Source organism: Candidatus Hydrogenedentota bacterium (genome assembly GCA_016791475.1).
Lineage (GTDB): Bacteria > Hydrogenedentota > Hydrogenedentia > Hydrogenedentales > JAEUWI01 > JAEUWI01.
This window is the reverse complement of record JAEUWI010000023.1, coordinates 12,341-27,070: the sequence shown is the minus strand read 5'-3', so window position 1 is coordinate 27,070 and position 14,730 is coordinate 12,341. Positions and strand designations below refer to the sequence as shown.

General features: G+C 60.9%; 11 protein-coding genes and 1 tRNA gene. 5 read left to right on the top strand and 7 right to left on the bottom strand.

Annotation, left to right across the window (positions count from 1 at the left end; genetic code table 11):
* Positions 1-278: 278 nt before the first annotated feature.
* Positions 279-2,765 (bottom strand): glycosyltransferase, encoded by a 2,487-nt coding sequence (locus JNK74_13805; protein MBL7647256.1) that lies wholly within the window; start codon positions 2,763-2,765, stop codon positions 279-281.
* 179 nt (positions 2,766-2,944) lie between these two features.
* On the opposite strand from JNK74_13805, the gene JNK74_13800 reads away from it, so the two are divergent.
* Complete coding sequence (locus tag JNK74_13800) at positions 2,945-3,553, top strand: CDP-alcohol phosphatidyltransferase family protein (protein MBL7647255.1); 609 nt, start codon at positions 2,945-2,947, stop codon at positions 3,551-3,553.
* A gap of 83 nt (positions 3,554-3,636) precedes the next feature.
* Here JNK74_13800 and ychF read toward each other — a convergent pair whose 3' ends face one another.
* Positions 3,637-4,737, bottom strand: a complete 1,101-nt coding sequence (gene ychF, locus JNK74_13795) for a redox-regulated ATPase YchF (protein ID MBL7647254.1) — start codon at positions 4,735-4,737, stop codon at positions 3,637-3,639.
* Between the two features lie 352 nt (positions 4,738-5,089).
* Here ychF and JNK74_13790 point away from each other — a divergent pair, with 352 nt between their 5' ends.
* Positions 5,090-7,108: a hypothetical protein gene (locus tag JNK74_13790; GenBank protein MBL7647253.1), complete on the top strand. Its 2,019-nt coding sequence runs from the start codon at positions 5,090-5,092 to the stop codon at positions 7,106-7,108.
* Positions 7,109-7,114: 6 nt separating this feature from the next.
* Here JNK74_13790 and JNK74_13785 read toward each other — a convergent pair.
* Positions 7,115-7,189, bottom strand: a tRNA-Arg gene (locus JNK74_13785).
* 128 nt (positions 7,190-7,317) lie between these two features.
* Between JNK74_13785 and JNK74_13780 the strand changes: the two genes are divergently transcribed.
* Together JNK74_13780 and amrS are read left to right on the top strand one after the other, a co-directional pair.
* A complete protein-coding gene (locus JNK74_13780) occupies positions 7,318-8,661 on the top strand; it encodes an HlyC/CorC family transporter (GenBank protein ID MBL7647252.1) in 1,344 nt (447 codons plus the stop codon).
* A 100-nt stretch (positions 8,662-8,761) separates the two neighbouring features.
* Positions 8,762-9,880: an AmmeMemoRadiSam system radical SAM enzyme gene (gene amrS, locus JNK74_13775; protein MBL7647251.1), complete on the top strand. Its 1,119-nt coding sequence runs from the start codon at positions 8,762-8,764 to the stop codon at positions 9,878-9,880.
* A 130-nt stretch (positions 9,881-10,010) separates the two neighbouring features.
* Here the strand turns inward: amrS and JNK74_13770 are convergent, their stop codons facing one another.
* Both JNK74_13770 and JNK74_13765 read right to left on the bottom strand, forming a co-directional pair.
* The gene (locus tag JNK74_13770) at positions 10,011-10,457 is read right to left on the bottom strand and encodes a transcriptional repressor (GenBank protein ID MBL7647250.1); all 447 of its coding nucleotides are present in this window, start codon (positions 10,455-10,457) and stop codon (positions 10,011-10,013) included.
* Positions 10,454-10,924, bottom strand: coding sequence for a DNA starvation/stationary phase protection protein (locus JNK74_13765; protein ID MBL7647249.1), 471 nt, complete (start codon positions 10,922-10,924; stop codon positions 10,454-10,456). The genes JNK74_13770 and JNK74_13765 overlap by 4 nt, the downstream gene beginning before the upstream one ends.
* A gap of 211 nt (positions 10,925-11,135) precedes the next feature.
* Between JNK74_13765 and JNK74_13760 the strand changes: the two genes are divergently transcribed.
* Positions 11,136-12,269 carry a hypothetical protein gene (locus tag JNK74_13760; protein ID MBL7647248.1) on the top strand — a complete coding sequence of 378 codons (1,134 nt, stop codon included), beginning with the start codon at positions 11,136-11,138 and terminating at the stop codon, positions 12,267-12,269.
* Between the two features lie 18 nt (positions 12,270-12,287).
* On the opposite strand, the gene JNK74_13755 is transcribed toward JNK74_13760, so the two are convergent.
* Together JNK74_13755 and JNK74_13750 are read right to left on the bottom strand one after the other, a co-directional pair.
* A complete protein-coding gene (locus tag JNK74_13755; protein MBL7647247.1) occupies positions 12,288-13,241 on the bottom strand; it encodes a haloacid dehalogenase-like hydrolase in 954 nt (317 codons plus the stop codon).
* Between the two features lie 5 nt (positions 13,242-13,246).
* Positions 13,247-14,608: a hypothetical protein gene (locus JNK74_13750; GenBank protein ID MBL7647246.1), complete on the bottom strand. Its 1,362-nt coding sequence runs from the start codon at positions 14,606-14,608 to the stop codon at positions 13,247-13,249.
* Between the last annotated feature and the right edge of the window lie 122 nt (positions 14,609-14,730).

The following is a 14,730-nucleotide window of genomic DNA, read 5'->3' as shown; positions in this document are numbered from 1 at the left end:
CCATTTATGGAGAGCTGGAAGACTACGTCACTGAGGCTTACGGTTTGCTGCATGGGCTGACCCTCGTGTACTGCCGGAATAGCGTTATGCTAGAGGAATTCTCGGCAGGGGTCAAGGGAAAAGTGCGCCGCTCGCTCAGGGCGGGTGTCGTAGGCTGGCGTCACTGCCGCGACGGATCGGGACAGGCACGCCGGTTGGAGTGCATTGCTTTGATTCGGATCATTGGGTTTGACCGATAGTCGGATCCGCTATTGCGAGTTGTGTGGCGTGCCAGTCCCTTAGAGGCCGCCTATTTTGAGGAGGCCGGAGAAGGGGAGGTCTTCGGGTCGGCTCGTGGGTTCGGTGGTCTCTCCCGTGTAGAGATCGACCAGGGTCTTGAACGCGCTCTGGAAGTCGCGGGTGCTCATGTAGCGGCGGGCGGCGGCGCCCATGCGCTGGCGGAGCGCCGCGTCGGCGCAAAGGGTGCGCATGGCTGCGGCGAAGCCGTCGGCCAGGCTGGCCTGGACGACGAAGCCCGTTTCGCCGTCGATGAGGTTCTCCTTTGGTCCGCCCTGATCGCTGACGATGATGGGGATGCCGCTGGCCTGGGCTTCGAGCACGACGTTGCCGAAGGTGTCGGTGGTGCTGGGGAAGACCATGAAATCGGCGGAGGCGTAGATCCGCGCCAGTTCCTCACCCTCCACATAGCCGGTGAAGTGGGCCGGGGCATCCACCAGCGCGGCGGTCATTTCCGCGCGATAGGGGCCATCGCCCACGACGATGAGGCGCGCGTTGATGCCCTCGGTGTAGAGCTGCCAGAAGGCCTCCACGAGTAGGGCCAGATTTTTTTCATGGGACACGCGCCCCACATAGAGGATCTTGACCGCGCCGTCGTCGGGCACGCCAAAGCGCTCGTGGAGAATGTTGCAGCGCTTGTCCGGGTGGAACTGCACGATGTCGCAGCCCCGGGGGTAGGTCTTGATTTTTTCGCTTTTGATGCCGTGTTCCATGAGTTCTTTTCCAAATACTTCGGACGGGACGAAGACGGCGTCCATTTGATCGTAATACCAGATCATGGCCTTCCAGAGCATATCCTCCACGTAGCGGTCTTCCGTGAGGTTCTTGCCGTATTGCGGAAAGGCGGTGTGATAGGTGCCGCTGATGGGGAGGTGGAGGATCCGGGCGATGCCGAGGGCGGCGAGGCCCATGGGGCCGGGGGTGGCCGAATGGATGTGAGTGTAGCCCGCTTCGTAGCAGTGGTGGAGCATTTCGAGGAAGGGCGGCGTCAGCAGCTTGATCTCGGGGTACTCCGGAAAGGCGAAGCTGCCCACGGCGTTGAAGTGGCGCACGCCCCGCTGGGCCGCGTGCTTCTCGGCGACACAGGTGATGATCTCATAATCCATTTCGAGGTGCTGGGCCATGTCGCGGTGCTGCTGGAGCGTGCGGGCCACACCATTCACCTCGAAATAGGTGTCGGTGAAGTGGGCGACGCGGGGCTTGGCTTCCTCGGCTCTAAACCAGGGTTTGTCGCCGTGGAAATGTTCCAGCACCTCGCGGCTCCACGTCTGCTCTTTCCGATGGAGGGAGTAGGACACGAAGTAGGGCGCGAGGAGGGTGTAGAGCGCGCCAGCGGCACCGGCGGTGTGGAAAATATCGAAGAACTGGCCCTTGAGGATGCGCTCAAAGAAGTGCTTCTCCACATGGTGCAGCACGCGGCCGGTCACCTGGGTCACGAAGTCGTACCACTGCCAGTCCAGGGTTTCCGGCGTGTTGTGGGCGCCCTTCACGATGGTCATGAGCTTGGGGTCGCTCAGGATGAGCCGCTCGGCTTCGTGGCGCGCGATTCGGAAGATGGAGTTTTCGTCCTTCAGATTGCGCGCGGCGCGGCGGCGCGACCGGAGCACGTGATACCACGGCGGCGCCTGGGGGGTGGCGTCCTGCGGTGTGGTCAGCGTGCGATCCAGGAAATTCAGGAATACATCCTTCTCGACATAAGGATCGAGGTTGAAGCGGGACTTATAGAATTGGAACGCGATGCTGTAGATCCGGCGGGCGAAGGCGTTGGGCGTGGCGACGCCGCAGGTGATGGCCGTCTGCCCTTCATCGATGCCGGCGAAGAAATCGTCGATGTCCGCGGCCCGGGCCACCTCCGTGTAGGAGGTCGCCAAACCGAGGCAACTGTGGTCGTCGCTGCCGCTGGTGAAGTTCTTTTCCCAGGGGCGCTCAAAGTTCGGCGCGAAGCCGTGCTTGTTGCTCAGCCGCTCGATGTCGGCCCGGTTCAGGTGCCGCACCAGGGTGCTCACCGCGTCGTTCATGGCGGGGTTCATGTCGCCGTTGAGTTCCCAGTTTTTGAAGAGGAGCACGAGCTGCTCCACGTGCTCCAGCGTGAGACGGTCGTTGATCCAGAAGAAGGGGTGGGCGCAGACATGGGGGAGTCCGCTCTGCTGCAAATAACTCACCAGGTCGAAGATGTTCTTTCGGGCTTCGGTGAGTTCGCGGTGCTGGCGCTCCGACTGGCGGTAGACGAGAATGTGCACTTTGCAGTTGTCGGCGGGGAAGTAGGTGGTGTACTCGCAGCCGACAAAAGTATTGGGGAGGTGTGCGATCTCCAATGCCCCGTCGATCACGTTGTGGTCGGTGATGGTGACGGCGTCCATACCCTTCTCCCGCAGGATCCGGTACATGGCCAGCGGTTCGGAGAAGCTTTCGGGGCAGTTGATCTTCTGCATCAGCCACAGGGACGGACGCTTCGACCATTTGGAGTGACAGTGCAGATCCACGCGCATATTCAGGAGCATCCTCTCTCTTGGTAGCCGCCAATTTCTTTTCGCGTCTGTACTGATAATACCGGTGCGCGGTTAGCGGAGCGCTAAGGGGGCATTCAAAATGCGTGTGCCATTCCGTCAATTCGAAGGGGGACCATCGGTCCGCGTATACTGGCTTCGGTAATAGAGGAGCAAGTCGCATGCACGAGAATGACGCGAAAGCCGATGTCTACTCGGCGGGGGAGCGTGCCTGGATGGTGCGTACGCAGCAGATGCGCGCGCGGTGGTTCGGACCGCTGCTTCGACTGCTGGCGGCATGCCGCGTGACGCCGGACCACCTGACGGTCCTGTCGTTGCTGGCGGGGCTGGCCTTTTGCCCGCTCTATCCTGTCAGTCCGGCGTGGGCGTTGTTTGCGCTGGTGCTGCACGTGGTCATCGACGGGTTGGACGGCCCGCTGGCGCGTCACCTGGGGACGGATTCGCGGAAGGGCTCGTTTACCGACAGCATGGCCGATCAGACTGTAATCGCAGCCTCGACCATCATGCTCATGTGGGCGGGGACCGTGGGCATGCTGCCGGGCGTGTTGTACATCGTGACCTACACGGTGGTGGTGCTCTTCGCCATGGCGCGAAATGCGATGAAGGACCCCTACACGTGGCTATTTCGTCCACGCTTCTATGTGTACGCGTGGATCGCCGTGGAGAGGTGGTGGTGGCCCGGAAGCCTGGATTGGGTGCTGTGGATCTGCGTGGCGGTGTTGACGGTCAAGGTGCTGACCGGATTCCGGGGGATACGGCGGAATATTTAGGCGGGAGCGCGGGTTTTCAACCCGCGTATCGTGCATCAAAGTTGCACGCTTAAACGGACAGGAAAGTCCGTTCTCCCGCTTTTCTACACGTTAAACCGGAAGTGCATCACGTCGCCGTCCTTCACCACGTACTCCTTGCCTTCCACGCGCATGACGCCGGCGGCCTTGGCCCCGGCTTCACCGTTGTGCTGGCAATACGCGTCGTAGGCGATGACTTCCGCGCGGATGAAGCCGCGCTCGAAGTCGGTGTGGATCACGCCGGCCGCCTGGGGGGCGGTGTCCCCATTGTGGATCGTCCAGGCGCGCACTTCCTTCACGCCCGCGGTGAAATAGGCGATGAGCCCCAGCGCCTTGAAGCCTTTGTGAATCACCTGGTCCAGGCCGCTCTCTTCCGCGCCGAGATCGGTCAGGAATTCCTGGCGCTCCTCGTCGCTCATGTCGACCATTTCTTCTTCCATCTTCGCGCAGAGCTTCACCACTTCGGCATTTTCCCGCGCAGCGATCTCGCGAACGACGGCCACGTAGGCGTTGTCTTCGCCGAGGCCCGCCTCATCCACGTTGGCGGCGTAAATCACGGTCTTTGCCGTGATGAACTTCATCTCCTGCTCCAGGGTCAGGTAGGCGTCTGAATTGCGGTCGGCGAAGTTGCTCGCGGGCTCGCCGCTCTCGAGGTGTTTTGCCAGCGACTCGGCCACATCGAGCTGGGACTGGAGCTTTTTGTCGCCTTTGGCCTGCTTCTTTAGTTTGTCGATCTTCTTCTCAAGCTGCTGAAGATCGGCCAGGAGCAGCTCGGTCTGGATCGTCTCAATGTCGTCCTTCGGGTCGGGCTGGGCGTTCACATGGATGACGTTGGCATCCTCAAAGCAGCGCACAACGTGAACGATGGCCTGAGTTTCGCGGATGTTGCCGAGGAACTGGTTGCCCAGGCCTTCGCCCTTGCTCGCGCCCTTCACAAGGCCGGCAATATCGACGAATTCGACCGTGGCATACTGCACGCGCTGGGGCTTCACAATCTCCACCAGCTTCGCGATTCGGGGATCCGGCACCGGCACGATGGCCTTGTTCGGCTCAATCGTGCAGAAGGGATAGTTGGCCGCCTCCGCGTTCTGCGCCTTGGTGAGGGCGTTGAAAGTGGTGCTCTTGCCTACGTTGGGCAGGCCGACGATGCCGATGCTCAGTGCCATGGTATTCCTCATGCGGGGGTTGGTTTTCGGACTCCGGGGCACACGCGGGGCGGCATCGAAGTGAAGGGGAAGCAGCCGAGAGTGTAGCACGGCGGCGGAAATGGGGGCAAACCAGTTGACAATCCAGATTCCCCATACGCCCCATGCCCCATACGCCCCATACGCCCCATACGCCCCATAAGACCCATAAGACCCATAAGACCCATAAGACCCATAAGACCCATAAGACCCATAAGACCCATAAGACCCATAAGACCCATAAGACCCATAAGACTCATAAGACTCATAGGCTTCTCCGTCGTCAATTGTCAATTGTCAATTGTCAATTGCTATAGTGGTCGCGGAGGCCCCTATGGATGAACATCTGGCGCGATATATCGTAGACGCGCCGTCCGAGCGCCTGCTCGCGTTGACACTGGAAGATATCGCCCTCGCACAGGCCTGGTACAACTCCTGGCTGGACGAGCCCGGCGCGATCGGACCCTTTGCAGAGCTGCCCGTACGGATCGCGGAGTGGTCGGCGGACAAGGTTCGCCTGCAACGCGTCACCGAGGGCGCTCGTCAACAGCCGGTGCTCCGGCTCAGCATCGATGCCCTGCTCACCCAGGGGCCGGATGGCCTCTTGCGCGATGAGCTGGACTTTCTTTTCTTTGTCCATGGCCTCATCCTTCGCGCCAAGGTGAGAAGTCAGTTCCAGCGGCCCCTCGATCAGATCGGGCCCCATATCGAGGCCATCGAAAAGCGACGGGAGACCCTGGCCCCGCTACGGGGACTGCCCAATCTTTCGCGGCGCATTCTCATCGCCACGGAAGCGACGATTCGCGAGGCGCCCCACCGGGAAATCCGCAGCTTTGGCGGCCTCCCGGAAGTCTTTCGCGGCCCGGTGCTGGTTCACGGAGGCGGCATCAAGATTGTGGGTGACGTGCCCGACGGTACGGCGGTCGTGGCCGAACGGGGCACCTGCTATGTGAGTGGCTATGTGCTGGGGCGCCTGCTGGTCAGCGAGCATGCCGAGGTGCAGGAGAATATCGCGGGACTACTCATCGCGCAACATGGAAGTATCCGCGCCCGGGGCATCGTAAACCGCGCGACGGTGATCGCCAAGCTCGGGCGTATCGCCTGCGCGGTTTCCCAGTCGCCCGATCTGGTCTACGCCGGAACCCAGTTGCGGGTTCGCGAGTCCGCCATCCAGGGCACCTACTTTTCCCCGCGAATTCGCGTAGATCAGTCCGTGAACGGGGGGTGTTGGCACGTCACAAACCTGCTCAAGGCGGAGGCGTTCGTCCACACGGAGCAGCGCCCCGTCGATATCGTGCTCAGGACCACCATCGGATATGAAGATTTTGGTGAGTCGCTGCCCAAGGACGCGGTGACGCTTCTGCGCGCCGCAAACCGCCTGCAGGCCCGAATCGCCTATCTTGATCAGTTGCGGGACCGCCAGGCCGATGAAGCGGAGCACTACGCGAGTACCGCGCTCCTGTACATCTGCAGCGGAACCGGAGCGCCGGAAGATCTGCTGCAGGTCGATTCCCTCAAGCGCCGCCGCGCCTTTTTATTGCGCCTCATGATGGGCTTGCACCTGCTGACGAAATCACTGACGGGTATCCTGCGCGACCGCAAAACCAACGGGTCGGAAGATCCCGCCAGCCGGCACTCCGTGCAGCGCGCGATTCAGCGCAGCCTGGCCGAGGTCACAAAAGAGCTGGGCGAGCTGAAGATGGAGGGCAGCTATCCCGAGGAACTCGACCGAGAGTGGGAAGAACTGGTGGCCCTCCACGCCCAATCCTCGGGCGCCGGCGCGGACGATGCCCTGTCGCGAGCGATTCTCCGTTTCCACGAGTCGCGAAAATCCTGGCAGGAGGAAGTGTTTCAATTGGAGGAAAAGGTCAGTGCGCTCCAGCTTCGCGTGGCGGGGGACGAGAGCCGCAAGGCCCTTATCCAGCGGACCCAGGCCGCCGGCACCAGCCAGCCCGTGCTTCTGCAACTGGCCCGGGCGGCCCGGCAGCGGGGCCCGGAAGACCCGGTGGTCAAGCGGATGGAGACGCCCTTTGTGCGGCGGATGCTCGGCCTGCTCAAGAAGCGCAACGAGTGGGTTCAACGCTATCGGGAAGAGGCCGCCGAGCGGGAGGCGGAACTGGCCCAGGCCCAGAAGAAGCTCCGGGAATCGTACCACCTCGATCTGACGGCCCAGAAGCCGGATCCCCGCGCCGAGGGTATATTTCGCGGGCAAGTCCGAATCCACGTGGAGGAACTCGTGCTGCAGAGCGGCGCGGGCGCGGGGGGCGTGCTCTTCACGACGGGGGACAACTCCGAAGAGGCGGCGGCCTATGGCATACGAAACGGGGTCGTCGTGCGATTGCCCCAGCGATAGCAGAAATGGTGCCCCGAACAGGAATCGAACCTGTATCGCTCGCTTAGGAGGCGAACGTTCTATCCGTTGAACTATCGGGGCGGGGAGCGAAGTCTACTTAAAAGGCGGGTGAGGATACAAATTTTTGGGTGTTTTGGACCCGACGGGGCGGCTTCGCGTATGCTGGGAAGCCTGAGCAACCACACAATCCGAAAGGCGACAGGGTTTCAATGACGATCTTCTTTGTCAGCGTAGGTTCCGCGCTTGTGCTGTCCTTCCTGTGTTCTCTACTTGAGGCCACCCTGCTGAGCTACACGCCGAGCCAGGTGGCCGCGCTGGAGGCGAAGCGGCCGGGCATCGCGAAAATCTGGCGGCACTTCAAAGGCAACATCGAAAAGCCGATTGCGGTAATCCTCATCGTAAACACCTCGGCGCACACCGTGGGAGCCACTATCGCGGGTGCCCAGTTCGAGACCAGCTTCGGGCCCAAGGGACTGGTGATCTTTTCCGTCGTCTTTACCTACCTCATGCTACAGTTCACCGAGATCCTCCCCAAGACCATCGGCGTCCGCTACAATGGCGTGCTCGCGCCCCTCATCGCCCCCCCGCTGGAGGTCCTTGTTCGACTCTTGAGTCCGGTACTGTGGTTTATTCAGCTCATCAACCGGCCCTTCTCCGGCTCCGAGGATACGGGCAAAGACACCACCCTCCAGGAAATCGCCGCGCTGGCCGCCAGTTCGCCCCTCATGGACCCCCATCAGTCCCGCATGATCCAGGCCGCCTCCGAACTCGAAAGCATCCGCGTGCGCCAGATCATGACCCCGCGCACCGAAGTCATGTATCTCCTCGTCAGCCAGCCCATCGAAGAAATACTTTCGATTGTAAAACGCTGCCCCTATACCCGCCTGCCCTTGTGCGATGGCGACATCGATCATGTTGTCGGCATGGTTCACGGCAAAGACCTGATGAAAGTCATGGATCTCACACCGGGGCGCTTCAATATCGAGTCCGTGGCGCCGAAGCCCGGTCCGGAGAAGGTGGCCGCCGTTCCCGGAACGGCCCTCCACGTCTTCGGCACCGCCGAGATTGACCTCATGAAGATCAAGCGCGATGTCGTCTTTCTGCCCGACCACCTCAACGTGCTGGAGGCCCTCCGACACTTCCAGCGCGCCCGGCTCCATCTCGCCGTCGTGGTCGACGAATACGGCGCCACCATCGGCATTGTCACCCTGGAAGATGTCATCGAAGAAATGGTGGGGGACATCAAGGACGAATTCGACCTCTTCGCCGCCGACATGGTCAAGCCCGAAGGGGACGGCTATCGGGTCAACGGACGGCTTCCGCTCCACGAATTTGTACAGTATGTGCCCGGTCTCGATATCGACCCGGCGGAGGAAGACGTGGACACCGTGGGCGGCTATGTTTCTCAGGTGATCGGGCGACTGCCCGTGGTCGGCGAGGCAATCGAAGTGGGCCCCTATACCTGGACGGTCTCTCTGGCGGACGTGCGCCGGGTTCGAGAAGTCCTGCTGACCCCCCTGCACCCGACAATTGAAGCGGGGCCGGAGGACTGAAACCGGGCCCCGCAGACATCACTTTTTTCCCGCGCCCCCCTTGGCCAGCCGTGCTATGATGGACGCGAGGCCTGCCGTGGCCCGAAGAGGATTTACCAACATGTCACGCGCCACCATGGGGCTGAAAGAGCTCCTCTCGAATCACACCGCACCCAGTGCGGAGGCGCTCGTGCGCTCCGAGAAGGACGGTGCCGTGCGGTGCCTGGCCTGCGGCCACCACTGCCTGGTGCGCGAAGGTAAAGCCGGCGTCTGCCGCGTGCGCTTCAACCAGGGCGGCACCCTGCGCGTGCCCTGGGGCTACGTGGCCGGAGTGCAGGTCGATCCCATCGAAAAAAAGCCCTTTTATCACGCCTACCCCGGCCGCGATGCCCTCTCCTTCGGCATGCTCGGCTGCGACCTCCACTGCGCCTACTGCCAGAACTGGGTCACCAGCCAGACCCTCCGCGACGAGTCCGCCGTCGCCATGCCCCGCTTCGTCACCCCCAAGCAATTGATCGCCCGCGCCGTGGAGCTGGAAGCCCCCGTCGTAGTCAGCACCTACAACGAACCCCTGATCACCGCCGACTGGGCCGCCGCAGTCTTCGAGGAAGCCCTGAAGGCCGAGTTGGCCTGCGGCTTCGTGAGCAATGGCAATGCCACCCCGGAAGTGCTGTCCTATCTCCAGCCCTGGGTCTCGCTCTACAAGGTGGACCTCAAGGGCTTTCAGGAAAAATCCTACCGCGAACTCGGCTGCAAACTGGGCACCGTCCTCGACACCATCGGACGGCTCCACGCCATGGGCTTCTGGATCGAAATCGTCACCCTCGTTATCCCCGACTTCAACGACTCCGACGACGAACTGCACGGCATTGCCGAATTTCTGGCCGACATCTCATGCGATATCCCGTGGCACGTCACCGCTTTTCATCCGGACTACAAGATGACCGACACCGGCCGTACCCCCCGCGAGTCGCTCATTCGCGCATGGAACATCGGCAGAGAAGCGGGCCTGCGCTACGTCTACCCCGGAAACCTCCCCGGTCAGGTAGGGGAGCGGGAGCACACCGATTGCCCCGACTGCGGCGATGTACTGATCCGGCGCCACGGCTTCTACGTCGTCGAAAACCGCATGACGGGCTCGTGTTGCCCGTCCTGCAAAGCCGAAATCCCCGGCGTCTGGGAGCGCAACCCGCCCCGCGAAAGCACCGGCACGGGAACACCGAGGGCGCTGAATTTCTAATTGCTCAGCAGCAAACTGAAGGAATCTGAATAGCCCATTCCACCATCCATCATCTGCTCGCCACACGCCCTGTAACTGAGGTGTACTTCAAGTCCCTTAAGTCCTTCAAGTCCCTTAAGTCCTTCTCCACCTACGCCATCACAATCCCTGGCGCAATCTCCGGATTGCACGCCGGGCAATAGCCCCGGAAGATAACCTGCGCCTCATCCACAGAGAATCCATCTCCTGGTAATCTGGGCGTCAGGCAGGGCTTGCGCCCCGTCGCGCAAGGCACGTCAAAGATCTCCCCGCACCCTCGACACACAAAGTGGTGGTGCCACTTGTCGGATGCTTCGTAAAAGGCCCGGCCTGGGCCCGCATCGCTCAGCATGATCAGGCCCGCGCTCGACAGATCGTTGAGCACGTTGAACACCGAAGCGCGCGACATGCCCGTGCCCTCCGCCTCCAGGCGCTGGGCAAGGTCGTCCGCGCTATGGTGGCCGCCCAGCGACTTCAGCAGGTTGTACACCGCCGTGCGGGGGCCGGTCACCCGGAGACCGGCCTCCCGAAGGCGAGATTCTATCGATTCCGTCGTCACGAGTTTTCCGCCTGAAGCATCCACAACGTCTTCTCCAGACCCGCCGCCGCCGTAATGAGCAGGTCGGCACTGACCGGGTCAATTTTTTCCACCACCCCAATGCGGATGCGGATGCGCTTCACCACTTCGGCGATGCGCTCGCTCAACGCGGGTACCAGATCCTTTTTCTGAACGAAATCCGCCGGCAGGGGCTCCACCTGAGAATGGCGCGCCACATAGTCCACCTGGCCCAGGGGTAATTCACCCACGGCCAGCATCCGCTCCGCCGTCGTATCAATCAGCAGGTCCAGCTCCGCGCCCAGCTCATCCATATACGCATGGAACGAGCGGAATTCCCGCTCCACCACCGCCCAGTGCGCCTGCCGCGCCACCGAGGCCAGGCTGATATAATCCACCACCGTCTCCTGCAGCGGCTGTGCAATTTGCTTACAGACATCTTCCGGTAATGTTTGCGAGTGAAGTTTCATGGTCAGGTACTCCTTTGGGTTGTTTGTACTGAATCCAATATAACATAAAGATTGGACTTTGTCAAAATAAAAGATGAACATTCGAGCAAGGCCGGGAGGTCCGAACTCCCGAATACACTCTTGTAACTGGGTCATTGCAACCGACGAAGATGCGTGCTATCTTGAGAATACTCACGGCAGTACGAATCCAATCATCGCAGAGAGAGTCACTATGATTCAGTTGGTCATTCGCACCACCCGCCACGCCACACTTTTGTACCTGATGCTCCTGTCATTGCTTGTTTCTGACGTTTCGGCGGAAGAGGCCAGGAGCGACCAAGGGGGGCTGGGTCGGGTGGAAGTACCTGAGGAACAGCGCGCTTTACTCGAAAAGGTCCTCGTCAACAATCGTCAATCGTATGAGTCCGTAAAGGATACGCAGTACTATGTTGATTTCACGTGGAGTCAGCGGGCAACCGAGCAGCCCACCCAACTCCGAGGATTCTCGATGCCTGGCGGTACCCGGCAGACGGAGGGGAACACCAGAATCTGGCGCAAAGGAAGCTGGTATCACCAGGACTTGAATCTCGTTCACACATACCTGAATGGTACTTCGGATGACGCGAGTTGCGAAATGGTGCTGAATGATCGATATTTTGCCCGGTATTTCAAGTTTCTTAAGTACATAGAACTTTACCGATTCGAGAGTTTCAGTAGTATGCCGGAGTCCGTTCGCTCTATGACCAAGATGTTCCCGCAGCCAGAGATAATGAAATTCGGATTCAAGGCGGGGTCTTCGTTTCTTCAACAGAAATTCGAGAATCAATCAGGTTTCTCACCGCCGGCTTTTCGCTGGACTGTGGCGAGCGACGACACTCTGGGCAGGTCGCGCTTAATGGTTCGGTCAGAGCGGCTTGGTGAAGATTCCACCTGGCTCCGCGAAGAAAGCGTTGTCGAGCCGGACCGTGACTACCTTGTTTCGGAGCATCGCTGGTATGACTCGGATGGTAGTCTGCGCATGGAGACCAAAGTAGACCTCATTGAGCTTCCCGACGGCCAGTGGTTTCCACGTTCGGCCAATCAGCTTCGCCGCGCGAAAGGAGAGAATTCGAAGTATGAAGTGCGAGAGGTTCGAATCGGAGACACGCTTCCAGACTCCCAGTTCACGTTGGAATCCATGACGTTTGATCGAGACTCGGTGACCATCTTGGAGACCCCGGTAGACGGAACGGGCATCGTATCCAAAGGTTACCTGAACGGGGAATGGGTGGCGCTTGAATCGTTACCTGCAGAGCGACGAGAGCACCTCATGCATGTTCGTGAGGAAGCTTCGAAAGCATCGAGACGACAGCGAGGATCTCTCTGAGGGACTGTCCCGTCCCGCCTATTCCGCCAAATGTTTCGGGCTGCTGCCGCGCCTGCTGTGGAGGGCTTTCTCGCGCTCGGCCAGGATTCGGTTGGCAATCTTCTTAACGTGGAGGCGGAGCCACATGGCCGTGGTGCTGCCCGTGGTGTAGTCTGCGGGACCATAGGCGTCGACGCGGTCGGCGTGGAGGAGTTCGTCCACCTGGGCGAACTGGGCCTCGGAATCCTGCTGGAAGACGGCATAGGCCAGGCCGCCGTGCTTGCGGATGACGGAGAAGCTGGGGATGTCGCTGGGGCCGTCGGCGACGTAGATCATGTTTTTCATGGGGACGCGGCGATCTTCCTCGGGGATGAGATCGTTCACGGAGACCCCTTCGAGTTTGTGGACGCCCTTGTTAATCTCGAAGATGGCGCGGGTTTTCGTGGTGTTGTCCAGAAAACCGGCGATCTGGGAGATGGGTCCGGCGCCGGGCGTGCCGCTGAGGTCGTCGCCGGGCAGGGCGGGGACTTCGATGAATTCCGACGCCCACACGCCGCTGAGGTGGCTGGCGATCTTGGAGCCCCGGATCATCTCGGTGAGTCCCGTACTGACGACATAGTGCTCCAGGCGCAGATCGCCCTCGCGGTATTCCGGCGCATCGAGGATGCTCTGGAGTTCGCCGAAGAGCTGGGGGATGCCGGGAAAGAAGCCGATTTCCGCGCCGAGTTCGCGGAGGCGGGCATTGGTGAGATCGGGCATCCGGCCTTCCTTCACATAGGTGAGGAGATGGCCCAGATAGCTCGTGTCCGGTTGAACCTGGACACCCGCACGCTTGTAGTACGCGGCAAGGCCGTTGACCTCTTTCCAGAACGTCTTCTCATCCACGCCATAGGCCTCGAAGAGGGGCGTCTGCATATAGCGCGGTGTCAGGGTCTTGTCGAAGTCCCAGATAATGGCGATGATGTTCTGGAGAAAGAGGCCTTTGTCGCTCATCGCGTTCATGCCTCCGTGGGATCCACCGCGCGGAGAATCTCCAGCACGCGCTCGGGCTTCAAGGCGCTGTCGATCATCTCAATCGCCACGATATCCGGGTAGAGCACGTCGCGGCCCACCTCGGCATAGAATTCGTTCTTCGCCGCAACCGAGTCAAAGTTCCGCTTCGCCCAGTCGCTCAGATAGCCCAGGCCCGCCGCGCTCTGCAGGATGGTGTGGGCGTGGAGGATGAAGGCGCCCTTCTGAAAAGTCTCAAAGAGCGGGGCCATCTCCGGTACATCGAAATTATCGACAAAGGGCTGGCCGTAGGCATTCAGTTCCGTGCCCACCATGACCGGCAGGTCCAGGCGATTGGCGATCTCGACGACTTCGTGAAGCTTCTTCACCTTCAGTTCGCGCGTCGCCGCATCGCTGATGTTCCAGTTGCGATCAGGGATGATGTTCAGCGCCGCCGAGCCCTGGCGCATGGAGAGGGCCAGCAATTCTTCCATGGCCGTTTCACCCTCGGAGGTGCCGTCCAGCCACGTGTGCATGGGGAAGCCGCCCGCATCAATCGCGAACTGGTTCACCGCCTCCATCTTCGGGAAATCCTCGCCGTCGGGCTGGACATAGCCCACGCCGCCGGACTTCATCGTCTTCGCGCGAATCAGCCCCTGAAGCGTGGGGCCGTCATCCAGAATCGCCGCGATCTTGTCCGCCGGCGTGCCCAGCTTCTCCGCCCAGAAGGCCGCGCGGGCGCCCGCATCCGGGAAGACCGATTTCGCTTTCGCGTCATACGCCGCGCACACGTGGCGCTCGGTCGCATTGCCTTTCGGCGTGAGCGGAAGGACTTCTGCTTCAAAATCCAGAGCGATGGCGTCCAATAGCGTGTTCACCCGCTCCACCAGGCCCCGCGTACGCTCCGCGGAAATTCGTTTCAACTCGTGGACAATCGCGTCCGCCGGCACATCCGAAGTCGTCAGGCCCGTGGCCATGTGATAGCAGATGCCGGGCTCGCCGGGGGAGTTGATGACGCGGTCACCGAATTCGGGGATATAAATGCGCGTTTCCATGCCCGCGCCCGCCCGAATGCCGAGTTGCTTGCAGGCCTGGAGGAATTCATCCACGCCCTCCACCACATCGAAATCCACAATGCTCAGCGCGCTCAATCCCTGGCAGCGCGCGATCCACGCCAGCGCGGTGGGGGAGTAGCCATAGCCGTTGAAGGAGAAAAAAGAGTGACAGTGAAGGTTAAAGGCTTTCGTAGGCTCCGGCAATTCAATCTCGCCCTCGGCCGCAAGGTCCAGCAGCCCATCCAGGGCCTCCTCGCGGACGGCGGGGTCAAAATCATTCAACTGGGCTTCAAGAGCGGCGCGTACATCGGACATTTCGGAACACTTCCTAAGCGTTGGCATCGAAAGATGCGGAGTGTGTAATAAGCAGGGGAGAACCCCTATTGTAGCGCGTGGCAGGGGGCGGGATCACCCCGCTGGCGGTTTTCATGGGACGC

Excerpts from the sequence above, each read along its gene's own strand:
- JNK74_13805 (MBL7647256.1), bottom strand. The coding sequence starts at position 2,765 with ATGCGCGTGGATCTGCACTGTCACTCCAAATGGTCGAAGCGTCCGTCC.
- JNK74_13800 (MBL7647255.1), top strand. The coding sequence starts at position 2,945 with ATGCACGAGAATGACGCGAAAGCCGATGTCTACTCGGCGGGGGAGCGT.
- ychF (MBL7647254.1), bottom strand. The coding sequence starts at position 4,737 with ATGGCACTGAGCATCGGCATCGTCGGCCTGCCCAACGTAGGCAAGAGC.
- JNK74_13790 (MBL7647253.1), top strand. The coding sequence starts at position 5,090 with ATGGATGAACATCTGGCGCGATATATCGTAGACGCGCCGTCCGAGCGC.
- JNK74_13780 (MBL7647252.1), top strand. The coding sequence starts at position 7,318 with ATGACGATCTTCTTTGTCAGCGTAGGTTCCGCGCTTGTGCTGTCCTTC.
- amrS (MBL7647251.1), top strand. The coding sequence starts at position 8,762 with ATGTCACGCGCCACCATGGGGCTGAAAGAGCTCCTCTCGAATCACACC.
- JNK74_13765 (MBL7647249.1), bottom strand. The coding sequence starts at position 10,924 with ATGAAACTTCACTCGCAAACATTACCGGAAGATGTCTGTAAGCAAATT.
- JNK74_13760 (MBL7647248.1), top strand. The coding sequence starts at position 11,136 with ATGATTCAGTTGGTCATTCGCACCACCCGCCACGCCACACTTTTGTAC.
- JNK74_13755 (MBL7647247.1), bottom strand. The coding sequence starts at position 13,241 with ATGAGCGACAAAGGCCTCTTTCTCCAGAACATCATCGCCATTATCTGG.
- JNK74_13750 (MBL7647246.1), bottom strand. The coding sequence starts at position 14,608 with ATGTCCGATGTACGCGCCGCTCTTGAAGCCCAGTTGAATGATTTTGAC.